The organism is Nonomuraea sp. JJY05 (assembly GCF_043496855.1).
GTDB lineage: Bacteria > Actinomycetota > Actinomycetes > Streptosporangiales > Streptosporangiaceae > Nonomuraea.
The window spans coordinates 36,397-60,231 of sequence record NZ_JBIEIS010000022.1; the positions used below are offsets into that span (position 1 = coordinate 36,397).

A 23,835-nucleotide genomic window follows, 5' to 3' on the forward strand; every position below is an offset into this window, starting at 1 on the left:
TATCGAAGGGATCGTCTCGTGACCTCTCCCCGCATCGCCGTCGTCGGAGCCGGGCTCGGCGGCCTCACTCTCGCCCGCGTCCTGCAGGTTCACGGCCTGCCCGTCACGGTCTTCGAACGCGAGCCGTCGCCCGATTCCCGCTCCCAAGGCGGCACCCTCGACATGCACGTGGGGTCCGGGCAGACCGCGCTGGCCAAGGCCGGGCTGCTCGACGAGTTCCGCGCGCTGGCCCGGCCGGAAGGCCAGGAAAAGCGGATCCTCGACGAGGACGGGACCCTGCTCCACCACGAGCAGCCCGCCGACGGCGACGAGAGCATGCCCGAGATCGACCGGGGGCAGCTGCGCGGCCTGCTCATCGACTCGCTCGCGGGCGGCACCGTCCGCTGGGGCCACGGCGTGGAAGGGGCCGCCGGGCGCAGAGTGCTCTTCCGCGACGGCTCCAGCGAGGAGTTCGACCTGGTCGTGGGCGCGGACGGCGCCTGGTCGCGGGTGCGTCCCAGCCTGTCGGAGGTGACGCCCGCCTACACCGGCGTCAGCTTCGCCGAGTCCGGCTTCGAGGAGGCCCGCCACCCCGAGCTGGCGCGCCTGGTCGGCGACGGCAGCATGTCGGCCTACGGCCCGAACAAGGCCGTGCTCGCCCAGCGCAACAGCAACGGCCGCATCCGCGTCTACGCCGCCTTCCGCGGTCCTCAGGACCGGCCCGTCCCGGAGGTGCTGTCGATGTTCGACGGCTGGGCGGAGAGCGTGCGCGCGCTCCTGCTGGAGGCCGACGAGCCGTTCGAGAGCCGCCCGCTGTTCACGCTGCCCGTCGGCCACTCCTGGCCCCACACCCCGGGCCGCACGCTGGTGGGCGACGCCGCCCACCTGATGCCGCCCCTGGGCGTGGGCGCCAACCTCGCCATGCTCGACGGCGCCGAGCTGGCCGACGCCCTGGCCGCCGAGCCCGACGTGGACGCGGCGGTCCGCGCCTACGAGAGCGTCATGTTCCCCCGTGCGGCGCGACTGGCCCGCTTCGCCGCCGACGGCCTCGACGCCCTCTTCTCCCCGGAAGGCGTCAAGGGCGCCCTGCGGCTCTTCAGCGAGTTCTAGGCACTGACCGCGAAGGCCTGCCGGCCGCGGGCCAGGAGCTCCCGCACGGCCGGGCCGTGGCCGGTGCGCCAGACCAGTGCCAGCAGGGCGGGCGCCTCGACGTCGGCGATGGTGCGGGCGACGAGCCGGTCGGGGTGGCGGGCGGCCATGGAGTCGCTGAGGACGCCCACGGCGACGCCGCGCGCGGCGAGGTCGGCGATGGCGTCGGCGGCGCTGGCCTGCAGGGCGATCACGGGACTGCGGCCCCGCGCGGCGCAGGCCTGGTCGAACACGGCGCGCAGCCCCGTGCCGGGCGGCATGCACGCGATCGGGTACGCCTCCAGGTCGCGCAGCCCGACCTGGGGGAGCTCGGCCAGGGGATGGCCGGGCGGGACCGCCACGACGAGGCGCTCGCTGATGATCGTGAGCGCCTCCAGCCCGTCGAGGGCGTCGGTGGCCGTGCCCACGAGGGCCAGGTCGATCGTGCCGGCGCGGACCCCGTCGATGAGCCGGTCCGAGTTGTCCTCCAGCAGGGAGAGCTCCACGCCGGGATGCGCCCGGTGGAAGGCGGCCAGCGCGTCGAACAGCGGCGTGACCGTGCAGGCGATCACCATCCCGACCGTGAGCCGCCCCCGGATCAGGTCGGTCACCTCGCCCACCGCCTCGCTGACCGCCCCCGCCGCCGCGAGCGCGGCCCGGGCGTGATCGAGCGCCGCCCGGCCCGCGACGGTCAGCGTGGCGGTGCGGCCCGAGCGGTCGAACAGCTCGGCGCCGAGCTCGCGCTCGAGCTGGCGGATCTGGGCGCTGACACCGGACTGGCTGATGTGCACCCGTTCGGCGGCGCGGGTGAAGTTCTGCTCCTCGGCGACCGCGACGAAATACTCCAGCTGCCTCAGTTCCATAACCGTAGATTCTAGCTTCCATCAGAACCATCTGTTGGACTTCTGGAAAGGGAGCGGGCAGGCTGGAGCCATGACGGAACATGAGAAGGCCATGCGGCCCGAGGACATCACCCGCCTGTTCGTCGAGCGCTCCAACGCCGGTGACGCGGCCGGGGTGGCGGCGCTGTACGAGGAGGACGCGGTGCTGGCCTACCCGCCCGGCAGCCAGACCGTGGGCCGGGAGGCGATCCGCGAGCTGTGGGAGAAGGTGCTGGCCGGGCGGCCGCACTTCGAGCCCGAGCAGCCGCTGCCGACGCTGATCCACGGCGACATCGCGCTCACCTCCACCCCGCCGAGGGACGGGGCCGGGGCGCGGGCGCAGGTCGTACGCCGCCAGCCGGACGGGAGCTGGCTGCGCGTGATCGACCAGCCCGAATTCGTCCCACCCGCCCGCTGAGAACCGGTCGCCTGCCAGGGCCGAGGCCGGTCATGAGGGGTGATCGTCCGCCCCTGCTGTGGCTCTGCGAGCTCAGGGAGCGCTTCCTCGGCGGAGGCGGCCGGCGGGACGCCTTTGGCGCGGACCCCGCTGCCAGGCGGGGCAGACGTCACCGCCGGCCGGACCACCCCGGCTCGCGGGGTGGCTCTCAAGACGCCTCGTCACCCAATATTCGAATATATACCCGGATAATTGACAGGCTGGTCAGCTCGCGGACGCCGGGCTCAGAGCCGCTGCAGCCCGCTGAGCACCCGTTCCAGCAGGCCGGCCTCCGGTCGCCCGCCGGGCAGGCGCGGGTGGTAAAGGTGCAGCAGGCCCTCGGCCGCCATGTCGGCGATCAGGACGCGGGCGACCCCGAGCGGGATCCGCAGCACCGCCGCCACCTCGGCCACCGAGCGGACCTGCCGGCACAGCTCGCTGATGGCGGCGTACTCGGGCGTGATCAGGGCGAAGGTGTGCGGCGGCGTGTCGGCGGAGCAGACCAGGGCCTCCATCGCCAGCTTGATGCGCGGCGCGGTGCGCCCGCCGGTGACGGCGTAAGGCCGCACCGGCGAATCCTGGTCCTGTTCGTCGGGGTCGGGCGGCGGCCGCCAGCCGCCGCCCCAGGGCGGGTCGGTCATGCGCGCTCACCAGGGCTGCCGGGCGCGAAGGGCGGGGGTGAGCACCTGCCCGGCCCGGTCGGCCAGGAGCGTCATCTGGTACGCCACCACGCCCATGTCGCAGTCAGGGGCGGCCAGCACGGTCAGGCAGGAGCCGTCGCTGATGGACACGTTCACCATGAGCCCGCGCTGCATCTCGATGGCGGACTGGATGACCGGCCCGCCCTCGAACAGCGTGGCCGCGCCCTGCGTCAGGCTGGTCAGGCCCGAGGCGACGGCGGCCAGTTGCTCGGCGCGTTCGGGTGGGAAACCGGCCGAGACGGCGAGCGGCAGTCCGTCGGAGGAGACGACCGCCGCGTGGGCGACGCCGGGAACAGACCGGACGAAGTCGGTGATCAGCCAGTCGAGATTGCTGCTGCGGGTCATGGGCCTTCCTCGCGGGTCGTGCTCCCTGCATCGAAGGGAGGGATGCTGCGCATGCAGATGTCGTCGCGGGCCGCTCGGAACCCCTGCTGGTAGCTGGCCATGCGGTCGCGTACCTGCTCGGGCGAGATCTGCGGGATGGGGGCGACGCCCTTGGGCACCGAGGGGGTGTCGGCGCTGCCGGGCACCAGATTGGCCTTGGGCACTCGTTTGGGCAGGCCCGAGGCGGTGGTGCCGTCGTTGGCCGGGCTGGCGGCGGCCTCGGCCGCGCTCCACCCGGCGTCGGCCTGGGCCGAGCTCCAGGCGCCGTCGGAGGTGTCGTGGCTGAACCAGGCCGACTTCACCGCCGCGAAGATCGGCAGGTATCCGTCGCCGGCGTCGGGGACGGGCGCGACGCCCAGCCCCGTGCCGAGCGGGTCCATGGGGATCACCCTGGCGGGGACGGCGCTGTCCGGGGTGGAGCCGCCGGCGACGGGACCCGTCGCCGGGCCGCCGAAGGCCGGGTTCTGCGCAACCGGACCTGGGACCGGACCGCCAAAGGCCGGGCTCTGCGGAACCGGACCTGGGACCGAGCCGCCGAAGGCGGGGCTCTGCGGGACCGAGCCGCCGAAAGCCGGGCTTCCCGGGACCGGCCCGGGTCCGCCGCGCAGGAGGTCGAAGCGCGCCCTGGCGCCGGGCGTGTCGAACACGCCCGGCCAGATGGCGGGCGCCGACCAGTCCGTCAGGGGCTTGTCGGGCACGGGATCGGTGGCGAACGACGGCCAGTCGGCCGAACCCGGCGCCACGGCCGGCGAGTACGGCCGCGGGGGCGGGACCACGGGCGGGGGATTGGTGGCCCAGGAGTCGGAGATGTCGAACGGCCGCCCGAAGGAGGCCGCCGGCGTCGGCTGGGCGGGCGCCTGCAGCAGCGCCTCCGGCAGGAACACCGTGGCGGTCAGGCCCTTGGAGTCGTTGAGGTGCAGCTGCACCCGGATGCCGTGGCGGTGGGCCAGCCGGGCGACCACGAACAGCCCCATGCGCCGCGAGACCGACACGTCGACCGTGGGCACGTGGGCCAGGCGCTCGTTGGCCTGCGCGAGCTCGTCCGGAACCATGCCGATGCCGCTGTCGGAGATGGACAGCACGACGCCGCCGCCCTCGATGGCGGCGGCGGTGACGACAACGGGCGTGGTCTGGGGCGAGAACGACAGCGCGTTCTCCACCAGCTCGGCCAGCAGGTGGATGATGTCGTTGACCGCCTGCCCCGACACGGCGCCGCGGGTGGCGACCCGGGGCGTGACCCGTTCGTAGTTCTCCACCTCCGACAGGCAGGCGCGTACGACGTCGGCCACGCTGACCGGCTTGTTCCACCGCCTGGGAGGCTCCTGACCGGCCAGCAGCAGCAGGTTCTCGTTGTTGCGCCGCATGCGCGTGGCCAGGTGGTCGAGCGTGAACAGGCTGGCCAGCCGCTGCTCGTCCTGCTCGCCCCGCTCCAGCCCGTCGATGAGCTTGATCTGCCGTTGCACCAGGGTCTGGCTGCGCCTGGACAGGCTGACGAACATGGCGTTGACGTTGGCACGCAGCCTGGACTCCTCGCCGGCCAGCCGGACGGCCTCGCGGTGGACCTCGTCGAAGGCCCGCGCGACCTCGCCGACCTCGTCCAGGGAGTCGACCCCGATGGGCGGGATGGCCCAGGTGGTCTCATCGCCGGTCTCGTGGAGCGAGCGCACGGTCTGCGGCAGGCGTACCCCGGCGATGTGCAGGGCCTCGGTGCGCAGCCGGCGCAGCGGCCTGACCAGCGACCGCGCCATGATCGCGGTGACCATCAGGACCGCGAGCAGCAGCAGGAGGCTGTGGGTGGCGGCCAGCAGCGCGTCGCGGCGCGCGGAGTCCTGCAGCGTGCGGCTCTGCACGTTGATCGACTCGCCGAGCCGCCGCTGGACGGTCCACATGGCGTCCACGGTGCCGCTGATCGCCTCGAACCAGCGGTCGGCGTCGTCCTCGCGGTCCGGGTCGAGATCGATCCGGCCGCGCTCGGTGACCTGGGCCAGCGCGCGCAGTCTGATCACCTCGGCGCGGTCCACGAGCGTGCCGGTGACGGTGTCGTCGTAGGTCTGCAGCTGGTCCAGCGTGGCCACCGACCTGAACACGGCGATCTCGCTCTCCTGCTGGGCGCGTGCGGCCATGAAGCGTTCGAGCTCGCCGCTCTGGAAGCGGCCCGCCGAGGCCACCGCGGCGAGCAGGCCGCGCTGCTGGGAGGCGGCGTCGTGCGCCTTGGACAGGGCCGACAGCGCGCGGACGCTGTTGCCCAGGGCCTCCTGGTCGCCGCCCTGGGCGATCTGGTCGAGGAACTGCTGGAAGGCGCTGATGATCTGGGAGTACTTGGTCAGCGCGGGCAGCGCGATCAACTGGGTGGACTGCACGATGCCGCGGGTCGCGGGGATCTCCGGCAGGCGGCTGATCATCTGCTGGGTGATGGTCCAGGCGCTCTCGCCGTGGTCGGGAGTGAGCGCCTGGGCCTTCGCGCGTACGGCGGCGACCGCCTCGTCGACGGGGGCGAACTGCCGGCGCAGCGGCTCCGCGCGCTTGGCCGAACGGCCGGCGGCCACGAAGTAGACCGCGAGGTCACGCTCGCGGGCGAGCTGGTGGGTCAGCTCGATGACGGCGTCGCCGAGCTCGGCCTTCTCCAGCACGCGCTGGTACTGGCCCGCCGCGGCCCACGAGGTGATCACCTGCTGGGCGCCGAGAATGACGCCCACGCCGGTGGGGATGAGGATCAGGGCGACGAGACGCGCCCGCACCCGCCAGTCCCGCAGTCGCAGCCTCCGCTTCTGCCTCCTGCGGACGTGCGCTAATCGGGGGCGAGGGCCGCGCGCGGTCGGTTGCTTCGTCACTGGCTCCCCACTCTGTCTCCTGAACGCACGCCGGCATGCGAGGCGCGTGATGCGCGCCCTGAGACGAAGAGCAATTTGAGCACACACCGACGAGGTAGGCCAACCTTACAAAGACCGTGACTTCCATTGGAATGGCTGATTGACCTGGAATCCCTCCTCTCTGCCCAAGGTTGCCATAAATAGGACACTTTTGGACAAGCCGTAATGATCCGCCAAGTCATGACTCATGACATTTCATGGCAATTGCCGCAGATCCTGCTGTACGATCACCGGCGGCCTTTCGGATGCGTGGACTCGCCAAGGAGAAACCCTCAATGGAATCCGGTTCTGCTTTTCGCGCGTTGCTGGCGTTACTGGCCGCCGCCGCCCTCGCCGGGTGCGGCGGCGGCAGCGGCTCCGTGGCGAACCCGGCCGCTCCGGGCGAGCTGGAGAAGACCACGCTGACCATCGGCGTCAGCCCCACTCCCTCCTCGGCGCCGGTGTTCATCGCCGATCGCAAAGGCTTCTTCAAAGCCGAGGGCCTGACCATCAAGACGGAGATCATCCAGGCCCCGCAGGCGGTCATGCCGAAGATCCTCAACGGCAGCATCGACATATTCAAGGGCAGCTACGTCTCCCTGATCAACATCCAGGACAGCGGCGCCGCCAAATTGAAGATCCTTTCAGACAGTTTGCAGGGCGCGCCCGGCATCGCCGGCGTCGTGGTACGCAAGGATTCCCCGCTGCAGAGCCCCAAAGACCTCAAGGACAAGACGATCGCCGTCAACTCCCTGAACAACCTGGGCACCATGTCCATGAGCGCCCATTTGAAGGCACATGAAGTAACGCCGAAACAGGTCAAGTTCGTCGCCATCGATTTCCAGGCGCAGCTGGGCGCGCTGACGAGCGAGAAGGTGGACGCGGCCTGGATGGTGGAGCCGTTCCTGTCGGCCGCCCAGCAGGCGGGCGCCCGGCTGCTGCTCGACACCAACACCGGCCCGACCGACGCGCTGCCGATCGACGGCTGGGCGGGTACGGCGGAGTGGGTGCGCAAGCACCCGAAGACCACCGCCGCCTTCCAGCGCGCGGTCGCCAGGGCCCAGCGCCTGGCCGCCACCAACCGCGCCGAGCTGGCCGAGGTCGTCCCGCTCTACACGCAGACGCCCAAGCAGGCGGTGATGACCATGGCGATGGGCACCTTCCCGACCTCGCTCAACCCCAAGCGGATCCAGCGGGTGGCCGACCTGATGTACGAGTTCGGGTACCTGAAGTCCAAGGTGGACGTGGCCTCCATGGTCGTCCCCGAGCCCGTTTCGCAACCCGGTTAGTCGCCGGGGCCGTACAGGCGCTCGATCGCCTCGGCCTGCCGGGCGGCGAACCAGGCCCGGTCGCGCGCGCCCTGCGACAGCCCGCCGGGCCGCTCCCCGTCGTGCCTGGCGTACTCCTCGGCCCACAGCCCGGTCTTCACCCTGCTCAGCAGGTTGCCCATGCCGGGCCGCCGGCGCAGGCGACGCAGCGCGCCCACGTCCAGCTCGGCGGCGGCCACCAGCGACTCGCCCGCGCCCGCCTGCGCGAGCACGCGTCCCTGGTGGTCGAGCACCTCCGAGCCCCCGTTGGTGGAGTCGCCGGGGATCGGGATGCCCCTCAGGCCGCCGCTGTTGGCCGAGACCACGTAGGCGAGGTTCTCGGCGGCCCTGGCCCGGCGGGCGATCGCCTTCGGGGTCAGCGCCGGCGAGGAGGCCTCGGAGGTGGGGTGGCAGAAGATCTCGGCGCCGCGCAGGGCCAGCGCGCGGGCCAGCTCGGGCATGAGGATCTCCTCCGAGGCCAGCACCGCCAGGTTGCCGATCTCGGTGCGGGCCACCGGCAGCACCCCGTCGATGCCGTAAACCTCCAGGTAGCGCTCCCACACGTCGTACGGGCTCGGCGTGAACATCGAGTGCAGCCTGCGGTAGCGCAGGACCGGCGCACCCTGCGGAGACAGGATGACCGACGCCTGGAAGTACAGCTCGGGGAAGTGCTCGTCGCGTTCGTAGGCGTTCACGCACAGGTAGACCTCGTGCCGGGCGGCGATCCCGGCCAGCTCCTCGTACTCCGGGCCGCCGGGGTCGAGCGCGGCCTTGTCGCGCCACTCGGCGAAGCTCTCGCGCATCGGGAAGCCGGTCAGCACGTACTCGGGCAGCACCACCAGGCGCAGATCGCGGCCGAGCCAGGCCTTGCTGCCGCCGACCTGCTCGGCGATCCGCTCGATGGCGGCGCGGATGGCGGCCCTCGGGTCGGCGGCGGCGTTGACGGCCCTGGTCTCCATCTGGAGCGCCAGGGCCGTGCAGGCGGTCATGGGCGCCCGTTGGCCGCGCACCAGGCCGACCAGGTGGTGGCGCCCTTGCCGAGCTGCTTGTTGTAGAAGGAGCTCCAGGAGTTCTCGCTGGCGCCGGGCGCGGTGGGGGCGGCCTGGAAGAGCGGGTGGTTCGCCTCGACCTCGGCGCGCAGCCAGGGCTCGATCTCGGCGTAGGAGTTCAGCGACCAGCTGCGGGCGTGGTAGGTGAGCTGGCCGCGTACGTCGCTCTCGGCCAGGCACATGAACGGCGCCCACGGGCTCGTCCGCGCCCAGCTGATCTTCGTCTTCATGGCCCCCGAGGGGACGGTGCCCGCGACGGTCCTGGCGGCCGCCTCGCGCTCGTCCACGGAGAAGTCGAACATCTCCTGGGCCGCGTACACGCCGCCCACCAGGCCGAACCGCTCGCCGAGCGCGGCGCCGAAGTCGGAGCGTACGGGGATGTCACTGGTCCACACGTTCTCATCATGCAACTGGCGCACCGGCGGGCCCACGTAGGACGAGGTGATGTTGAACGGGCCGAAGTTCACCGCGTCGTTGTTGATGGGGATGACCGGATAGGTCTTCTGGTCGATCGGGTTGGTCCACTCCCGCAGGATCCGCGTGGGATCGGCCGGGTCGGTGTAGAAGACGATCTCACGGGAGAGCTGGTAGAGCTGCGTCGTGTCCGGCACCCGGTACAGCCGCCTGATGTTGTAGCCCTCGATGTTGAACAGCTTCTGGCCGTGCCGCATCGCCGGGTCCAGGCTGTTGCCCTCGATGTTGCCGTACACGCTGCCGGAGATCCGGAAGACCATGTCCTTGCCGTCGGGGCGGCCGAAAGTCTGGAGGGAGAGCAGCCCGTTCCGGTCGGTGACCGTCTTGTAGACCGGCCCTGGATAGGTCGGGTCGGCGGGCTTGTCGTCAGCCACGGCACCGGGAGCGGTCACGCCCAGAAAGAGGGCGGCGAGGGCTAAGACCCGGATGAACTTGCGCTTGACCATGGGTCACTCCGAACGCTTAGACGAGCAAGGAGCCCAATGTGATCATGTCGCGCGCGGCGCTGTCCATCGCCCGCAGAAAACTGCAATGGACTCCAAATTTGGACTAGACTCCAAGCATGATGGAGGGGCTTCGGGAGCGGAAGAAGCGGCAGACCCGGCAGCGCATCAGCGACGTGGCCATCGGCCTGTTCGTGGAGCGCGGCTTCGAGCACGTCACGATCGCCGAGGTCGCGGCGGCCGCCGAGGTGTCGGTGAACACCGTCTACAACTACTTCCCGGCCAAGGAGGACCTCGTCCTGCCGCCGGATGAGGCCTCGCCGCACCGGCTGGCCGACATCGTCCGGGAGCGTCCGCCCGGCCAGTCGGCGGCCGGGGCGGTGCTGGCGCGGCTGCGCGCGGAGGTGCGCGGGCGCGAGCGCCAGGTGGGGCTGACCAAGGGGTTCGGGCCGGTGCTGGAGATGATGCGGGCCGCGCCCACGCTGGCCGCCCGGCTGGAGGACCTGGGCCGCCGGATGACCGACGAGCTGGCCGTCGTGCTGGCCGAGGAGACCGGGGCGGCCGAGGATGATCCGCTGCCGCGCGTGGTGGCCTGGCACATCGGGTGCCTGCACGCGCTGGTCTACGCCGAGATCGGCCGGCGGACGGTCGCGGGCGAGTCGCCCGACGCCATCGCCGCCGCCGTGCTGGAGCTGATGGATGTCGCAGAAGGGCTGCTGGGCGAGCGTGTCCTGGCCTATGCCGTACGAAAGGGATGACCGTGTTCAGAGTGACGATCAGGGGCAAGTTCAAGGAGCTCGACGAGGCCGGGCGGGCCGCCGTGCTGGCCGTGAGCGGCGCGGCGTACACCGAGGCCGGGACCTTCACCCATGACGCGGGCGTCACGGCGTTCACTTTCCGCTGCCAGGTGCCCGCCGGGCCCGACGACGGCGAGGACGAGGCGGCACTGGGGGCGATGGCGGCGCTGGAGGCGCACGGGCATCCCCACGAGATCCTGCAGCTCGCGGTGACCGACATGCGCGACATCAAGGTCCGGCGTCGCCGCTGATCTCAGATCTGGGATATATTCCCTTATGTGAGACAGATGGAGGAGGTCGAGGTCCGGCTGGCCGGCCGGCTCGCGGAGCTGCGCGTCGAGCGGGGCTGGTCGCTGGAGGAGCTGGCGAGCCGGTCGGGGATCAGCCGCTCGACGCTGTCGCGGCTGGAGCGGGGCGAGATCAGCCCGACCGCCGCCCTGCTGGGCAGGCTGTGCGCCGTCTACGGGCGCACGATGTCGCGGCTGCTGGCCGAGGTGGAGTCCGAGCCGCCACAGCTCGTACGGGCGGGATCGCAGGCGGTGTTCCGTGATCAGGAGTCCGGGTTCATCCGGCGTTCGGTGTCGCCGCCCCAGCCCGGGATGCGGGGCGAGGTCGTGGAGGGCAGGCTGCGGCCGGGGGCGGACATCTCGTACGACGCGCCGCCGGTGCCCGGGCTCGAGCAGCACATCTGGGTGCTGGAGGGGGCGGTGGAGATCACCGCCAACGGTCACACGCACACCGTGGAGACGGGCGACTGCCTGCGCTTCCGCCTGTGGGGTCCGTCCCGCTTCCGCTGCCCCGGCCCCGACCCGGTCCGTTACGCCCTCCTGGTCGTCCTCCCATGACCCCACCTGCTCGGCTCGACCCCGCCCGCCAGGGCCGCCGCCATCGGCAGGCACCTCTTCCTTCCCGAAGGACGTCGAGATGAGGGATTTCGTGCACGCCATCGAGCGCCTGACCGCCGACGACTTCGACGCCGACGTCAAGGAGCTGGCCGGCCTGCTGGTCGACGCCGTGGACGACGGCGCGTCCGTGGGCTTCCTCGCGCCGTTCGGCCATGAGGAGGCCGCCGCCTGGTGGCGATCCCAGGCTCCGGCGGTGGCCGACGGCAGCCTGCTGGTGTGGGTGTGCCGTGAGGGGAGCGCCGTCACCGGCACCATCGGCCTGGCTCTGGCGAGCAAGCCGAACGCCCGCCACCGTGCCGAGATCGTCAAGCTGATGGTCCACCGCGACGCCCGGGGCCGGGGCCTGTCGCGCGCCCTGCTGGCCACCGCCGAGCAGGCCGCCCTCGACGCCGGGGCAAACCTGCTGCTCCTGGACACCGAGACCGGCAGCACCGCCGAGCACGTCTACCTCACCGGCGGCTGGACCCGCTACGGCATCGTCCCCGGCTATGCCGGATCCCCTGACGGCACGCTCCAGGACTGCAGCTTCTTCTACAAACGACTCACAGCGTCTGGGTGAGCGCGTCGAGGTCGGCCAGCCGCTCGGCGGGCGCCAGGCGCGCGGCCGCGGCGACGAGCAGCAGCTCGGTGACGGCGATCTCGTGGGCGAGCGGCGCGATCGGCCCGGCGGCCTCGCGCGGCAGCCTGATCAGCACCTCCGCCTCGGCGGCCAGCGGCGACTCCCACGCGTCGGTGACGAGCACCAGCTTCGCGCCCCGGGCGCGCGCTGCTGTGACGAAGCGGGCGGTGCCGGAGGAGTAGCGCCGGAAGTCGTACGCCACCACCACGTCGGACCCCTTCAGGTCCAGCACGGTACGCGCCCGGGCCTGCGCGGAGTCGGGCACCCGGTGCGCGCCGGGCCGCAGGCTGGCCAGCTGGCGGATCAGGTATTCGGCGGCCAGCTCGCTCAGCGGCCCGCCCAGCGCCCACACCGTCCTGGCCTCGGCGAGCAGGGCCGCGGACGCGTCGAGGAGCGGGTCCGTGGCGGCGGCGAGCGTGCCGTCCAGCCCCGCGCGCAGGTCCTCGGCGGCCTGCCGCAGCTCGGGACTGGTGGCGGGGGCGTCGGGTGCGCGCGTGACGAACTCCAGCAGCCGCGACCGGTCCCGCGCCCCGTCCCGCACCGCGGCCTGGAAGTCGGCGAACCCGCCGTACCCCAGCCGGTCGAACAGCCGCGACGCCGTGGGCGGGCTCACCCCGGCGCGCTCGGCCAGCGCCCGCAGCGAGCCCAGCGCCGCGAACGGATAGTCGTCGAGCAGCACCCGCACGATCGCCCGCTCCCCGGGCGGCAGCTCGGGATAGACGGCGCTGAGGCGGTCGGCCACCGGATCGTTCTCCACAATGACAAATGTTACATCAAGCCCAGCTACCCATGTTCGCGAAACGAATGTTACGGTTCGGGGCATGAGAACCTGGCATGGTCTGATCGACAGCGACTACCGGCGCTGGCTGCCGGTCACCGCCGACACCCCCTCCATCTCGCTCAATGAGGGCAACACGCCGCTCCTGCGCTCCGCGCACCTGTCGGAGCTCACGGGGTGCGAGGTCTGGCTGAAGGTCGAGGGGGCCAACCCGACGGGCTCGTTCAAGGACCGCGGGATGACGGTGGCGATCAGCAAGGCCGCCGAGGCCGGCGCGCAGGCCGTCATCTGCGCCTCCACCGGCAACACCAGCGCCTCGGCCGCCGCCTACGCCGCCCGCGCCGGGGTGACGGCCGCCGTGCTGGTCCCCAAGGGACGGATCGCGCTCGGCAAGCTGAGCCAGGCCGTACGCTACGGCGCCGAGATCGTCGAGATCGACGGCAACTTCGACGACTGCCTGCGCGTGGCCCGCGAGCTGGCCGACCACCACCCGATCGCGCTGGTCAACTCGGTCGGCAACGAGCTGCGCCTGGCCGGGCAGCGCACGGTCGCCTACGAGATCGTGGACGCTCTCGGCGAGGCCCCCGACGTGCACTGCCTGCCGGTCGGCAACGGCGGCAACATCACCGCCACCTGGGGCGGCTACCGCAACTACCACGGCGCGGGCCTGGCCGGCCGGCTGCCGCGCATGTGGGGCTTCCAGGCGGCCGGAGCGGCCCCGCTGGTTCACGGCGCTCCCGTGCCGGCTCCGCAGACGGCGGCCACCGCGATCAGCGTGGGCAACCCGGCCACCTGGGACGGCGCCGTGGCCGCCCGCGACGAGTCCGGCGGGCTGATCGGGGCGGTGACGGACGAGCAGATCTTCGCCGCGTACCGGCTGCTGGCCCGCCGCGACGGCGTCTTCGCCGAGCCGGCCTCCGCGGCCGGGGTCGCGGGCCTGCTCGACCGGCACGAGCGGGGCCTGCTGGAGCCGGGCCTGCGGATCGTGATCACGCTCAGCGGCAACGGCCTGAAGGACCTGGACGCCTCCCTGCGCGGCGGCTACTCCTCGACGGAGACCTCCTCGTCCGCCTCCGACGTGGCCCGGGCCCTCCGCCTGGCAGCCTGACCCCAGTTGTGGAGAGGGTATCGATCGGTCGCAGAGGAACACCCGGAAAGTTGTGGGATCTCTCCATGCCTGAAGCGTGCGGATCTGGTGTGGGATCGACTCCATGACGGATGCATCGAAGCGGCGCGGGTTCCCCACGGGCGACCTGGCGCGGGTGGCCGTGTTCGCGGCGCTGATCGCGGTGCTGGGCGTGCCCGGCTCGCTCAACCTGTTCGGCAACGCGGTCCCGATCACGCTCCAGACGCTGGGCGTGATGCTGGCGGGGGCGATCCTCGGCACATGGCGGGCCGCGCTGGCCGTGGTGGTGCTGCTCGTGCTGGTCGCGGCCGGCCTGCCGCTGCTGGCGGGCGGGCGCGGCGGGCTCGGCGTGTTCGCCATGCCGTCGGCCGGATACCTGATCGGCTGGATCCCCGGCGCGGCGGTGACCGGCTGGCTCGTCGAGCGCGCGGGCCGCAACCCGGGGATCTTCCCGCTGATGGCGGCCTGCCTGGTGGGCGGGATCGGGGTGATCTACCTGTTCGGCATCCCCGTCCAGTCGCTCGTCACGGGCGTGTCCCTGGGCGCGACGGCGGTGTCCAGCCTCGTCTTCCTGCCCGGCGACCTGATCAAGGTGGTGCTGGCGTCCGTCGTGGCCAGGGGCACGCAGCGGGCCTACCCGGACGCGGTCCCGGCCGTGCACCGCGAACGGCTGCGCTCCGGCGGGGGGCGTTGACCGCTCGATGCCCGTAGCACAACACGTGATGCGGCACGCCGCCGAGCGCCCTTCGCGCCCGGCGGTGTGCGGCCCTCAGGGCGAGCTCACCTACGCCCGGTTCGCCGAACGGATCCACGCCGCCGCCCGCCACCTGCTCGGCCGGGGGATCGGCCCGGGCGCACTGGTCGCGATCGGCCTGGCGGACCCGGTCGAGCTGCTCACCGCCGTGCTCGCGGCCGACCTGGCGGGCGCGACGCCGCTGGTGGGCGACCCCTCCTGGAGCCGGGAGCGGTGGTCGAGCGTCACCGCCGCGGCCGGCCCCGGCTGCTACGTGGACGCGCCGCTGCCCGGGGCGGCGGGTCCGGCGGTGCGGCACGATCCGGCGCCCGGGGATCGGGCGTGGGCGTGTTTCAGCTCGGGCAGCACCGGCCGGCCGCGCGCCGTCGTGCGCACCCGCGCGTCGTGGACGGGGTCGTTCCCCCATCTCGGCGAGCTGGCCGGGATCGGCCCCGACGACGTCGTGCTGATCCCGGGCCCCCTCGTCTCCAGCCTGTACGCCTTCGCCGCCGTCCACACCCTGGCCACCGGGGCGACGGCCCTGCTTCCCGGCCGCGAGCCCGCCCGCGCCCTGCCCGGCCTGCTGGCCAGGGCCACGGTCGTGCACCTGGTGCCGCACCGGCTGCCCGACGTGCTGGAGCACCCGGGGGCGCTGCGCGTGGCCGTCGTCGGCGGCGCGGCCCTCGACCCCGGCACGCGGGCGGCGGCCGTCCGGGCGGGGGTCCGGGTCGTGTCCTATTACGGGGCGACGGAGCTGTCCTTCGTGGCGGTGGACACCGATGGGGGCGGGTTGCGCCCTTTTCCGGGCGTCGAGATCGAGGTCAGGCGGGCTCGCGGGCTCGGCGAGGTGTGGGCGCGTTCGCCGTGGCTGGCCGAGGGATACCTGGGCGGCGCCGCGGGCCCCTTGCGCCGGGACGCCGACGGTTGGGCGAGCGTGGGAGACGTGGCGGAGCCGTACCGGGTAGGAGAGATGCTGCGGGTACGCGGCCGGGGTGACGGCGCGATCCAGACCGGGGGCGCCACCGTCGTGCCCGAGGACGTCGAGGAGGTGCTCAGGAAGGTGCCCGGGGTGGGGGACATCGTCGTGATCGGCTCGCCGCACCCGTCGCTGGGTGCCGTGGTCACGGCGGTCATCGAGGCAGAGTGCGCCACGCCGCCGCCGCGCGCGCTGCTCGAGGCGACGGCCAGGGGCGGCCTGGACGAGGCGCAGCGGCCACGCCGCTGGTACGCGGTGCCGAGCCTGCCGCGCACCCAGACGGGCAAGCCCGCCCGCGCCCTGGTCGCGGCCCGGCTGGCGGGCGGCGACCCCGACATCCGGCGGCTGATCTGACATGCGCGACTCCTACCTGCGCCACCAGCCCGTCGTCGTGGCCGCCCGGCGCACCCCCATCGGGACCGCCGGGCACGCGTTCAAGGACCTGACGGTCGATCGGCTGGCCGCTCCCGTGATCGCCGCCGTGGCGCGCGAGCTGGCCGGGCGGCGGGTGGACGACGTGGTGCTGGGCAACTGCATGGGGCCCGGCGGGAACGTGGCCAGGGTGTCGGCGCTGGCGGCGGGCCTCGGGCACGAGGTGCCCGGCCTGACGGTGGACCGGCAGTGCGGCAGCGGGCTGGCCGCGATCCTGGTGGCCGGCCAGGCCGTCCGGGCGGGGGAGATGGACCTGGTGATCGCGGGAGGGGCGGAGAGCGCCTCGACCGCGCCCCTGCGTACCCATCGGGGCGCGGCGGAGCCGTACCCCAGGGCGCCCTTCGCACCGCACGGCCACCCCGACCCCGACATGGGGCCGGCCGCCGAGGCGCTGGCAGGGGCGCGCGGCGTCAGCCGGGCGCGCCAGGACGCCTACGCCTGCCGCAGCCACGCCAGGGCGCTGGCCGCCCGCGAGGCGGGCCGGTTCAAGGAGGAGATCGTCCCGATCGGCGGGCGCTGCGACGACCAGCGGCCCCGGCCGCTGCGAGCGGCGTCGCTGGCCCGGCTGCCCGCGGCGTTCGTGGCGGACGGTACAGTGACGGCCGGTAATTCCTCCCCGGTCAGCGACGGCGCCGCGGCCGTGGCCATCGTGCCCGAGCGGCTGCGCGCGGGTCTGCCGGGGATGCGGCTGGTGGCCGGGTCCGTCGTCGGGTGCGATCCCGAGCTGCCCGGATGGGGCCCGGTGCCGGCGGTGCGGCGGGTGCTGGCGCGTGCGGGGGTGGAGTTGGAACGGGTCGTGGCGGTGGAGATCGTTGAGGCGTTCGCGGCGCAGGTGCTGGCCGTCACCGACGCGCTCGGGATCGACGCCCTGGACGACGATCGGGTGTGCGCCGACGGCGGTGCGCTGGCCCTGGGGCATCCGTGGGGGGCGACCGGCGCGGTCGTGGTGACCCGGCTGTTCAGCCGCCTCGTGCGCGCTGGCGCCCCGCCGGGGACCCTGGGCCTGGCGGCGGCCGCGGTGGGCGGCGGGCTCGGCGTGGGCGCCCTTTTCGAGGTGGTCGGTCCCGGCCGGGACGGGGCAGGGACGTGATCGAGTTCGCCGACGTGCACGTCCGCCTCGGCGCCCGCGATGTCCTCAACGGCGTCACCGCCGCCCTGCCCGAGCGGCGGATCGGCGTGGTCGGCGCCAACGGCTCGGGCAAGAGCACCTTCGCCCGCCTGATCAACGGCCTGGCCCTGCCGACCTCGGGCAGCGTCACCGTGCTCGGCCTCGACACCCGCCGCCACGCCGCCAAGATCCGGCGGGGCGTCGGGTTCCTGTTCACCGACCCGGACGCGCAGATCGTGATGCCCACCGTGGCCGAGGACGTGGCCTTCTCCCTGCGCCGCAAGGGCCTGGCACGCGAGGAGGTCGAGCGGCGCGTGCACGACGTGCTCAGCCGGTACGGCCTGGCCGGGCACGCCGACCACCCCGCGCACCACCTGTCGGGGGGCCAGAAGCAGCTGCTCGCCCTGTGCTCGGTCATGGTGCTCCAACCGGACGTTCTCGTCATGGACGAGCCGACCACACTGCTGGACCTGCGTCACTCCCGCCAGGTCGCCGACCTGCTGCGCGAGCTGCCGCAACAGGTGCTGGTGGTCAGCCACGACCTGCCGCTGCTGGCCGACTTCGACCGCGTGCTGGTGCTCGACGAGGGCCGCGTCGTCGCCGACGGCACCCCGGACGAGGCCGTCGCCCACTACCGGAAGATCATGTCGTGAACGGCCTCACCGGCGCCTTCGTCCCCGGCTCCTCGCCGCTGCACCGGCTCCCGGCCGGGGCCAAGCTGGCCGGGCTGGCGCTGGCGTGCACGGCGCTGGTGCTGCTGAGTTCGCCGCTCGCGCTGGCCGGCGCGGCGGTCGTGGCGGCCGGTCTCTACGCGCTCTCGGGGGTCGGCGCGGCGGCCGCCTGGGCGCAGGTCAGGCCGGTGCGGTGGTTCGCGGTGGGGCTGTTCGGGATGCAGTGGGTGCTCGTGGACCTGCCGGGGGCGGTGTCCACGACACTGCGCGTGGTGCTCGCGGTCGCGCTGGCCGGGCTGGTCACGCTCACCACCCGCACCTCGGCCATGATGTCGGCGCTGGAGCGCTGCCTGTCGCCGGCCAGGTTCGTGGGCCTGGACCCGTTCCGGCTGTCGTTGCTGCTGTCGCTGACGGTGCGCAGCGTGCCCGTCGTGGCCGCGCTGGCCACCCGCGTCCGGGAGGCCCAGCGGGCCAGGGGCGTCGAACGCAGCTTCCGCGCCTTCGCCGTGCCGCTGGTGGTCGGCTCCCTCAGGCACGCCGACGCCCTCGGCGAGGCCCTGAGCGCTCGCGGCCTGGACGACTGATCGCAGCCTTATCCCAGGTTTGACTTATATAAGTCGATACTGAAACAATCTGGTCGTGCACGCATTCGACGTCCTCGGCGATCCGGTCCGGCGGCGGATCCTGGAGCTGCTCGCCGCCGGCGAGCAGAGCTCGGGAGAGCTCACCGGCGTCATCCAGCGCGAGTTCGGCATCTCCCAGCCGGCCGTCTCCCAGCACCTGCGGGTGCTGCGCGACCACGGCTTCGCCAGCGTACGAGCCCAGGGCACCCGGCGGCTCTACGCCGTCGAGCCAGGGCCGCTGCAGGAGGTCGACCTCTGGCTGGAGCGATTTCGCGGCTTCTGGACCCAACGACTGGACGCGCTGGCGACGGAGCTGGCCCGCGGCAAGCGCGAGCGCCGCATGAACGAAAAGGACACCTGATGGATATCGTGGACGAGCTGCTCAAGGCTCAGCGTGAGCTGAAGGACGGCGATGTCAAGACCGTGGTGCTGCGACGGCACTACGACGCCGAGGTCGAGGACGTCTGGGACGCCTGCACCGACGGCGAGCGCCTGTCCCGCTGGTTCCTGCCCGTGAGCGGGGACCTCCGGGTCGGGGGGACGTACCAGCTTCAGGGCAACGCGGGCGGGGAGATCCTGCGCTGCGAGCCGCCCAACCTGCTGAAGGTCAGCTGGCTCTTCGGCGAGAACCCCGGCTTCTCCGAGGTGGAGGTACACCTGTCCGCCCAGGACGGCGGCACCCTGTTCGAGCTGCGCCACAGCGCAGAGGTGCCGTCCGAGTTCTGGGGGCGGTTCGGGCCCGGCGCGACCGGCGTGGGCTGGGACCTGGCGCTGCTGGGCCTTGCCCTGCACCTGGAGACCGGTGGCGACACGGGGGTCGACGAGGCCACCTTCCACGAGACCAGCGAGGGGCGGCGCTACATCACCGGGAGCAGCCGGGCGTGGGGCGAGGCCCACCTGGCCGCGGGCGGCGCGCCCGACCAGGTCGCCGCCTCCGTCGCCGCCACCACCGCTTTCTACGCCCCCGAACAGGAGCATTGATACGCGGCGGATACACGGCTGAGCACGCGCGGATACCCGGTCAATACGGATCGGCCGGAAGGGGGCTCCAAAGTGGCCACGGCGTCGTGAAGGGCGGCGCGAGTCACCGAGAAGGAGTCCTCGATGCGTGTGCTGATGTGCGGTCTGCTCGGTCTGGCGGTGCTGACCGGCTGCGGGGGAGATCCGGCCCCCGCGGCCGACGGCGGCGGGGGTGCCACGGTGGACAAGGCCCGCGAGCGTGAGACCGTCATCGCCACCTGCATGAAGCAGAAGGGCTTCGCCTACACCCCCTCGGTCAGCCCGCCCAGGAAGTCCGAGGCGAACCCCGCTGATTACGCGGCGATGAAGGCCGAGCGCGGCAAGAACGGCTTCGGCGTCTTCTCCGCCGTCGTCTATCCGAAGCCGCCGGAAACGCAGGCCCCGGACCCCAACCAGGCGACGATCGACGGCCTCTCCGGCGCCGAGCGGGACGCCTACCTCAAGACCCTGAACGAGTGCCGGGTCACCGCCCTCCGGCAGGTGAACGGCCTCAAAGTCACCTCGGTCGCCGACTATCAGGACCAGATGGCCACGGAGATCGAGAACATCGACAAGACGCTCGACGGCGACCCCAAGCTGCTGGAGCTCGCCGCGCCGTTCGCCGAGTGCCTGAAGTCCAAGGGCGAGCGGGTGACCTCCGAGAAGCCGGTCGCGCTGAGCGGCCGCGGCGTGGTGCTGTGGAGCGAGCAGGCCGACCGGCTCGGCAAGGCGGGCACCGTCACGGCGGAGGCGGCCAGGCCGTACCTCGCCAGGGAGATCAGGTCGGCGCTGGTCGACCTGGAGTGCGGCAAGGACTTCTACGCCGCCTTCATCCCCCTGCAGAAGCGGATCACCAACGAGGCCAGGGTGAAGTACGGGTTCCAAGAGCGGTGATGCGCACCCCTCGCGGAAAGCTGCTGCTCGTACTGGCCGTGGTCCTGGCGGTCGCGGGGACCGGCTGGGGCGTGGCCGCCCTGCTGCGCTCCCCGGCCGACGAGGCGGCGGCGCGCAAACCGCCCGAACCGTCGCTGGTCACCGTCGCGGTCGAACGGCGCAAGCTGGTCGCCACCGTCGTGGTCAGCGGGACATTGGAGTACGGCTCGCCCTATCCGGTGTCGCTGGCCGGGGTGGTGGGCGGCGGCGAGACCACCCAGCGCGCGACCCGCGCTCCCCGGCGGGGCACCCTGGCGGAGGGTGCGGTGATCATGGAGGTGAACGGGCGCCCGGTGTTCGTCTTCTCCGGCACGGTGCCGATGCACCGCAGCATCGTCTCCGGCGCCAAGGGGGCCGATGTCGAGCAGCTGCAGAAGGCGCTGCGCAGGCTCGGCCACCGCGCGCCCGCGACCGGTGTGTTCGACCGGGCGACCATCGCCGCGGTGTCGCGCTTCTACGCCAAGAAGGGCTATGAGGCGCAGCAGCCGACCTTGGAGCTCCGGCAGAAGCGCGACGACCTGCGCCGGGCCGTACGGACCGCGCAGGAAGCGCTCGCGACCGAGCGTATGGCCCTTGATCAGGGCAAGGACGTGCTCCCGCTGAAGGTCAGGCTCGCCAACGCCCGCCAGGATCTCAAGGAGGCCGAACAGGCGCTCAAGAGCGCGCGGGCACAGGAGCGCACCACCGAGGACGAGGCCGAGGTCGAGGCCGCCGAGAGCGCCGTACGGGCGGCCGAGGAGAAGCTGCTGGCGGCCCGGCAGGAGCTCGCCCAGGCCACCGCGACGCCCACCCCCACGTCCAGCCCTACTGGGGGCGCCACGGCCGGGCCGCCCGCCGACACCCGCCTGCTCGAACTCCGGGTCGCCAACGCCACAGCGGATCTGGCCGCCGCCAGGTCGGCGCTGGAGCGCGTACTGAAGGAGGCCGGGATCACGCGGGCCGAGCGGCTGACCGAGCTGGGGAAGAACGTCCGGCTGGCGCGCGAGGCGGTCGCCACCGCCGAGCAGGCGCTCAGGCGGGCCAGGCAGCTCTCGCCCGTCAAGCTGAAGGTGGCCAACGCCCAGCGTGACCTGGCCGCGGCGCGGGCGCTGCTGGCCGAGTTCTCCCGCACCTACGGCGTCACCGTCCCGCCGGGAGAGGTCGTCTTCCTGCCCAGGCTGCCCGCCCGCCTGCACAAGCCGGCCGTCAAGGCGGGCGAGCCGGTGGACAAGTCGATCGCCACGGTGACCAGCTCCTCCTTCGTGGTCTCGGGCTCGGTGGACGTGGCCGAGGCCGAGCGGGTGAAACCCGGTCTGGACGCGAGCATCGAGACAGAGGCCGGCAAGACCGTCCCCGGCACGGTGACCTCCCTCGGCGGACGCGACGCCAAGGGCGCCGTACCGGTGACGATCACCCCCGCATCGATGAAGAGCCTCAGGAAGCTCGCCGGCGCGCCCGTCACGGTTCGCGTGACCATCGGCGCCACCGACCGGGAGGTGCTCGTGGTCCCCGCCGCGGCGGTCGTCACCGCCGCGGACGGCAGGGCCCGGGTGCAGGTGGAGATCGCGCCCGACCGGACTCAGGAGGTCGAGGTCCGCACCGGCCTGTCCGCCGGCGGAGCCGTGGAGGTGACCGGCGAGCTCAAGCCGGGCGACCTGGTGGTGGTCAACAGTGCCTGAGCCGGTCATCGTGCTCGACGGCCTGACGAAGGAGTTCCCGGCCGATCCTCCCGTCAGAGCGCTCTCCGCCGTCAACCTAAGAGTTGAAAAATCGGATTATGTCGCCATAGTTGGCCCTTCAGGGTCAGGGAAGTCCACCCTGCTCAACACGCTCGGGCTGCTCGACCGGCCCACCAGCGGCAGCTACCGGCTCGACGGCATCGAGACCACCACCCTGAAGGACGGCGCGCGGACCGCCATCCGCGGCAGCCGGATCGGCTTCGTCTTCCAGTCCTTCCACCTGTTGCCGCACCGCAGCGTGCTGGAGAACGTCATGCTGGCCGAGATCTACGGCGCGGCGCCGCGCGCGGGGCGGCGGCGACGGGCGACGCGGGCCCTGGAGCGGGTACGGCTGTCGCACCGGGTGGACTTCCTGCCCGGCAGACTGTCCGGCGGCGAGCGGCAGCGCGCCGCCATCGCCCGCGCCCTCATGGGCGAACCGTCGCTGCTGCTGTGCGACGAACCCACCGGCAACCTCGACAGCAAGAACACCGACGCCGTGCTCGACCTGTTCGACGACCTGCGCGCCCAGGGGATGACCATCGTGGTCATCACCCACGAGAGCGACGTGAGCGACCGGGCCGCGCGCCGGGTGCGCATCACTGACGGCGTCCTCACGGAGGAGTAGACGTGCACCCTCGCGACCTGCTGAACGAGGCCGTGGCGGGGCTGCTGGCCCGCCCGGTGCGCTCGGCGCTGACCACGCTGGGCACCGTGCTGGGCATCACCACGCTCGTGGTCACCCTGGGCGTCGCCGCGACGGCGGGCAACCAGATCGTCGGCCGCTTCGACGAGCTCACCGCCACCTCCGTCACGGTCGACGTCCCGGACAACCCGTTCCCCCTGGTCGATTGGGCCGACGTCGGCCGGGTGGCCCGGCTGCGCGGGGTGGTCTCCGCCGCCGCGCTCGCCGAGTCGAGGCAGAGCGCCAACCTCAGCGTCCGCTCCAACGACATCGTGGACCCGGCCCGGGTCACCGACCAGACGCTGACCGTGGTCTCCAGCGGCCCCGGTCTGCCCGCCGCGGTCAAAGGCAGGATGATCGAGGGCCGCTACTTCGACGCCGGGCACATCGCCCGCGGGGACAAGGTCGTCGTGCTGGGCCAGCACGCGGCCAAGCTGCTGGGCATCACCCGGCTGACCCGGGCTCCGGCCGTCTTCATCGGTACGCAGGCGTACACCGTCATCGGCGTGCTCGGCGACCTGCGACGCGAGAAGAGCCTCGCGAGCGCGGTCATGTTGCCACCGGCCGTCGGCAAGCGCTACGGCCTGAGCGTCGTGACCCGGGTCCTGATCAACACCGGCCTCGGCGCCGCGGAACTGATCGCCAGGCAGGCGCCGGTCGCCCTCAGCCCCGGCAACGAGGCCCTCCTCCAGGTCAGCTCGCCGCCCAGCCCCACCAGGGCACGCGACGCGGTGGAAGGCGACGTCAACGCCCTCTTCCTGATCCTCGGGCTGGTCTCCCTGGTCGTCGGCGCGGTCGGCATCGCCAACGTCACGCTGGTGACCGTGATGGAGCGCGTCGCCGAGATCGGCCTGCGCCGCGCCCTCGGCGCCGCCCGCCGCCACATCGCCGCGCAGTTCCTGCTGGAGTCCACCCTCACCGGGCTGACCGGCGGCGTCATCGGCGCTTCCGGCGGGATCGTCGTGATCGTCGCGGTCTGTGCCGTCAAGCAGTGGACGCCGGTCATGGACGTACGGCTGGCTCTCATGGCGCCCGTGGCCGGTGCCGCCGTCGGGCTGCTCGCGGGCCTCTACCCGGCCCTGCGTGCCGCCCGTATGGAACCGGTCAACGCACTTCGGTAGA

25 protein-coding genes and 1 pseudogene are annotated in these 23,835 nt (G+C 72.7%); 19 read left to right on the forward strand and 7 right to left on the reverse strand.

Annotation, left to right across the window (positions count from 1 at the left end):
- Nucleotides 1-18: 18 nt before the first annotated feature.
- On the forward strand, nt 19-1,089 hold the full coding sequence (locus ACFKCF_RS31915; RefSeq protein WP_394498965.1) for an FAD-dependent oxidoreductase: 1,071 nt from the start codon (nt 19-21) through the stop codon (nt 1,087-1,089).
- Here the strand turns inward: ACFKCF_RS31915 and ACFKCF_RS31920 are convergent.
- A complete protein-coding gene (locus ACFKCF_RS31920; protein WP_394498966.1) occupies nt 1,086-1,970 on the reverse strand; it encodes a LysR family transcriptional regulator in 885 nt (294 codons plus the stop codon). The two genes, ACFKCF_RS31915 and ACFKCF_RS31920, sit on opposite strands and share 4 nt — an antisense overlap.
- A gap of 70 nt (nt 1,971-2,040) precedes the next feature.
- Here ACFKCF_RS31920 and ACFKCF_RS31925 point away from each other — a divergent pair, with 70 nt between their 5' ends.
- Nucleotides 2,041-2,406, forward strand: coding sequence for a YybH family protein (locus ACFKCF_RS31925; protein WP_394498967.1), 366 nt, complete (start codon nt 2,041-2,043; stop codon nt 2,404-2,406).
- A gap of 263 nt (nt 2,407-2,669) precedes the next feature.
- Here the strand turns inward: ACFKCF_RS31925 and ACFKCF_RS31930 are convergent, their stop codons facing one another.
- The 3 genes from ACFKCF_RS31930 to ACFKCF_RS31940 are packed head-to-tail and all read right to left on the reverse strand — an operon-like array spanning nt 2,670 to nt 6,247.
- Nucleotides 2,670-3,065: a DUF742 domain-containing protein gene (locus tag ACFKCF_RS31930; RefSeq protein ID WP_394498968.1), complete on the reverse strand. Its 396-nt coding sequence runs from the start codon at nt 3,063-3,065 to the stop codon at nt 2,670-2,672.
- Between the two features lie 6 nt (nt 3,066-3,071).
- Nucleotides 3,072-3,470 carry a roadblock/LC7 domain-containing protein gene (locus tag ACFKCF_RS31935; RefSeq protein WP_394498969.1) on the reverse strand — a complete coding sequence of 133 codons (399 nt, stop codon included), beginning with the start codon at nt 3,468-3,470 and terminating at the stop codon, nt 3,072-3,074.
- On the reverse strand, nt 3,467-6,247 hold the full coding sequence (locus ACFKCF_RS31940) for a nitrate- and nitrite sensing domain-containing protein (protein WP_394498970.1): 2,781 nt from the start codon (nt 6,245-6,247) through the stop codon (nt 3,467-3,469). The genes ACFKCF_RS31935 and ACFKCF_RS31940 overlap by 4 nt, the downstream gene beginning before the upstream one ends.
- Nucleotides 6,248-6,654: 407 nt before the next feature.
- On the opposite strand from ACFKCF_RS31940, the gene ACFKCF_RS31945 reads away from it, so the two are divergent.
- A complete protein-coding gene (locus ACFKCF_RS31945) occupies nt 6,655-7,647 on the forward strand; it encodes an ABC transporter substrate-binding protein (protein WP_394498971.1) in 993 nt (330 codons plus the stop codon).
- Here the strand turns inward: ACFKCF_RS31945 and ACFKCF_RS31950 are convergent.
- Nucleotides 7,644-8,654 carry a nitrilase-related carbon-nitrogen hydrolase gene (locus ACFKCF_RS31950; protein WP_394498972.1) on the reverse strand — a complete coding sequence of 337 codons (1,011 nt, stop codon included), beginning with the start codon at nt 8,652-8,654 and terminating at the stop codon, nt 7,644-7,646. The genes ACFKCF_RS31945 and ACFKCF_RS31950 overlap by 4 nt on opposite strands.
- On the reverse strand, nt 8,651-9,634 hold the full coding sequence (locus ACFKCF_RS31955) for a DUF1838 family protein (RefSeq protein WP_394498973.1): 984 nt from the start codon (nt 9,632-9,634) through the stop codon (nt 8,651-8,653). The genes ACFKCF_RS31950 and ACFKCF_RS31955 overlap by 4 nt, the downstream gene beginning before the upstream one ends.
- Before the next feature lie 116 nt (nt 9,635-9,750).
- Between ACFKCF_RS31955 and ACFKCF_RS31960 the strand changes: the two genes are divergently transcribed.
- The 4 genes from ACFKCF_RS31960 to ACFKCF_RS31975 all read left to right on the forward strand — a co-directional run bounded on the left by ACFKCF_RS31960 (nt 9,751) and on the right by ACFKCF_RS31975 (nt 11,892).
- Complete coding sequence (locus ACFKCF_RS31960; protein WP_394498974.1) at nt 9,751-10,389, forward strand: TetR/AcrR family transcriptional regulator; 639 nt, start codon at nt 9,751-9,753, stop codon at nt 10,387-10,389.
- Nucleotides 10,386-10,679: a DUF6204 family protein gene (locus ACFKCF_RS31965; RefSeq protein WP_394498975.1), complete on the forward strand. Its 294-nt coding sequence runs from the start codon at nt 10,386-10,388 to the stop codon at nt 10,677-10,679. The genes ACFKCF_RS31960 and ACFKCF_RS31965 overlap by 4 nt, the downstream gene beginning before the upstream one ends.
- Before the next feature lie 36 nt (nt 10,680-10,715).
- Nucleotides 10,716-11,273: a helix-turn-helix domain-containing protein gene (locus tag ACFKCF_RS31970; RefSeq protein ID WP_394499099.1), complete on the forward strand. Its 558-nt coding sequence runs from the start codon at nt 10,716-10,718 to the stop codon at nt 11,271-11,273.
- Nucleotides 11,274-11,352: 79 nt separating this feature from the next.
- Nucleotides 11,353-11,892: a GNAT family N-acetyltransferase gene (locus ACFKCF_RS31975; protein ID WP_394498976.1), complete on the forward strand. Its 540-nt coding sequence runs from the start codon at nt 11,353-11,355 to the stop codon at nt 11,890-11,892.
- Here the strand turns inward: ACFKCF_RS31975 and ACFKCF_RS31980 are convergent.
- Nucleotides 11,876-12,709 carry a MurR/RpiR family transcriptional regulator gene (locus ACFKCF_RS31980; RefSeq protein ID WP_394498977.1) on the reverse strand — a complete coding sequence of 278 codons (834 nt, stop codon included), beginning with the start codon at nt 12,707-12,709 and terminating at the stop codon, nt 11,876-11,878. The two genes, ACFKCF_RS31975 and ACFKCF_RS31980, sit on opposite strands and share 17 nt — an antisense overlap.
- Nucleotides 12,710-12,773: 64 nt before the next feature.
- Here ACFKCF_RS31980 and thrC point away from each other — a divergent pair, with 64 nt between their 5' ends.
- The 12 genes and pseudogenes from thrC to ACFKCF_RS32040 all read left to right on the forward strand — a co-directional run bounded on the left by thrC (nt 12,774) and on the right by ACFKCF_RS32040 (nt 23,834).
- Entirely contained in the window at nt 12,774-13,838 is a 1,065-nt protein-coding gene (gene thrC / locus ACFKCF_RS31985; protein WP_394498978.1) for a threonine synthase, read from the forward strand.
- Between the two features lie 103 nt (nt 13,839-13,941).
- Nucleotides 13,942-14,550, forward strand: a complete 609-nt coding sequence (locus tag ACFKCF_RS31990; RefSeq protein ID WP_394498979.1) for a biotin transporter BioY — start codon at nt 13,942-13,944, stop codon at nt 14,548-14,550.
- Between the two features lie 7 nt (nt 14,551-14,557).
- Nucleotides 14,558-15,919, forward strand: a complete 1,362-nt coding sequence (locus ACFKCF_RS31995) for a class I adenylate-forming enzyme family protein (protein WP_394498980.1) — start codon at nt 14,558-14,560, stop codon at nt 15,917-15,919.
- Nucleotide 15,920: 1 nt separating this feature from the next.
- Entirely contained in the window at nt 15,921-17,087 is a 1,167-nt protein-coding gene (locus ACFKCF_RS32000) for a thiolase family protein (protein ID WP_394498981.1), read from the forward strand.
- Complete coding sequence (locus ACFKCF_RS32005) at nt 17,084-17,758, forward strand: energy-coupling factor ABC transporter ATP-binding protein (protein WP_394498982.1); 675 nt, start codon at nt 17,084-17,086, stop codon at nt 17,756-17,758. Before ACFKCF_RS32000 ends, ACFKCF_RS32005 begins: the two co-directional genes overlap by 4 nt.
- Nucleotides 17,755-18,360 (forward strand): energy-coupling factor transporter transmembrane component T family protein, encoded by a 606-nt coding sequence (locus ACFKCF_RS32010; protein WP_394498983.1) that lies wholly within the window; start codon nt 17,755-17,757, stop codon nt 18,358-18,360. The genes ACFKCF_RS32005 and ACFKCF_RS32010 overlap by 4 nt, the downstream gene beginning before the upstream one ends.
- A gap of 55 nt (nt 18,361-18,415) precedes the next feature.
- The gene (locus tag ACFKCF_RS32015; protein ID WP_394498984.1) at nt 18,416-18,760 is read left to right on the forward strand and encodes an ArsR/SmtB family transcription factor; all 345 of its coding nucleotides are present in this window, start codon (nt 18,416-18,418) and stop codon (nt 18,758-18,760) included.
- A complete protein-coding gene (locus ACFKCF_RS32020) occupies nt 18,760-19,380 on the forward strand; it encodes an SRPBCC family protein (RefSeq protein WP_394498985.1) in 621 nt (206 codons plus the stop codon). Before ACFKCF_RS32015 ends, ACFKCF_RS32020 begins: the two co-directional genes overlap by 1 nt.
- Nucleotides 19,381-19,503: 123 nt before the next feature.
- Nucleotides 19,504-20,292, forward strand: coding sequence for a hypothetical protein (locus ACFKCF_RS32025; protein WP_394498986.1), 789 nt, complete (start codon nt 19,504-19,506; stop codon nt 20,290-20,292).
- Nucleotides 20,293-20,651: 359 nt separating this feature from the next.
- Nucleotides 20,652-20,774, forward strand: a pseudogene (locus ACFKCF_RS32030) (peptidoglycan-binding protein); the annotation flags it as partial.
- A gap of 1,207 nt (nt 20,775-21,981) precedes the next feature.
- Entirely contained in the window at nt 21,982-22,656 is a 675-nt protein-coding gene (locus ACFKCF_RS32035; protein WP_394498987.1) for an ABC transporter ATP-binding protein, read from the forward strand.
- A 2-nt stretch (nt 22,657-22,658) separates the two neighbouring features.
- A complete protein-coding gene (locus tag ACFKCF_RS32040) occupies nt 22,659-23,834 on the forward strand; it encodes an ABC transporter permease (protein WP_394498988.1) in 1,176 nt (391 codons plus the stop codon).
- Nucleotide 23,835: the final 1 nt, after the last annotated feature.

Bases quoted from the DNA above. Each gene is read 5' to 3' on its own strand.
- ACFKCF_RS31995 (WP_394498980.1), top strand. From the start codon at position 14,558: ATGCCCGTAGCACAACACGTGATGCGGCACGCCGCCGAGCGCCCTTCG.
- ACFKCF_RS31945 (WP_394498971.1), top strand. From the start codon at position 6,655: ATGGAATCCGGTTCTGCTTTTCGCGCGTTGCTGGCGTTACTGGCCGCC.
- ACFKCF_RS31930 (WP_394498968.1), bottom strand. From the start codon at position 3,065: ATGACCGACCCGCCCTGGGGCGGCGGCTGGCGGCCGCCGCCCGACCCC.
- ACFKCF_RS32020 (WP_394498985.1), top strand. From the start codon at position 18,760: ATGGATATCGTGGACGAGCTGCTCAAGGCTCAGCGTGAGCTGAAGGAC.
- ACFKCF_RS31975 (WP_394498976.1), top strand. From the start codon at position 11,353: ATGAGGGATTTCGTGCACGCCATCGAGCGCCTGACCGCCGACGACTTC.
- ACFKCF_RS31925 (WP_394498967.1), top strand. From the start codon at position 2,041: ATGACGGAACATGAGAAGGCCATGCGGCCCGAGGACATCACCCGCCTG.
- ACFKCF_RS31970 (WP_394499099.1), top strand. From the start codon at position 10,716: ATGGAGGAGGTCGAGGTCCGGCTGGCCGGCCGGCTCGCGGAGCTGCGC.
- ACFKCF_RS32000 (WP_394498981.1), top strand. From the start codon at position 15,921: ATGCGCGACTCCTACCTGCGCCACCAGCCCGTCGTCGTGGCCGCCCGG.
- ACFKCF_RS31920 (WP_394498966.1), bottom strand. From the start codon at position 1,970: ATGGAACTGAGGCAGCTGGAGTATTTCGTCGCGGTCGCCGAGGAGCAG.
- ACFKCF_RS31950 (WP_394498972.1), bottom strand. From the start codon at position 8,654: ATGACCGCCTGCACGGCCCTGGCGCTCCAGATGGAGACCAGGGCCGTC.
- ACFKCF_RS31965 (WP_394498975.1), top strand. From the start codon at position 10,386: ATGACCGTGTTCAGAGTGACGATCAGGGGCAAGTTCAAGGAGCTCGAC.
- ACFKCF_RS31960 (WP_394498974.1), top strand. From the start codon at position 9,751: ATGATGGAGGGGCTTCGGGAGCGGAAGAAGCGGCAGACCCGGCAGCGC.
- thrC (WP_394498978.1), top strand. From the start codon at position 12,774: ATGAGAACCTGGCATGGTCTGATCGACAGCGACTACCGGCGCTGGCTG.
- ACFKCF_RS31935 (WP_394498969.1), bottom strand. From the start codon at position 3,470: ATGACCCGCAGCAGCAATCTCGACTGGCTGATCACCGACTTCGTCCGG.
- ACFKCF_RS31990 (WP_394498979.1), top strand. From the start codon at position 13,942: ATGACGGATGCATCGAAGCGGCGCGGGTTCCCCACGGGCGACCTGGCG.
- ACFKCF_RS31955 (WP_394498973.1), bottom strand. From the start codon at position 9,634: ATGGTCAAGCGCAAGTTCATCCGGGTCTTAGCCCTCGCCGCCCTCTTT.
- ACFKCF_RS32025 (WP_394498986.1), top strand. From the start codon at position 19,504: ATGCGTGTGCTGATGTGCGGTCTGCTCGGTCTGGCGGTGCTGACCGGC.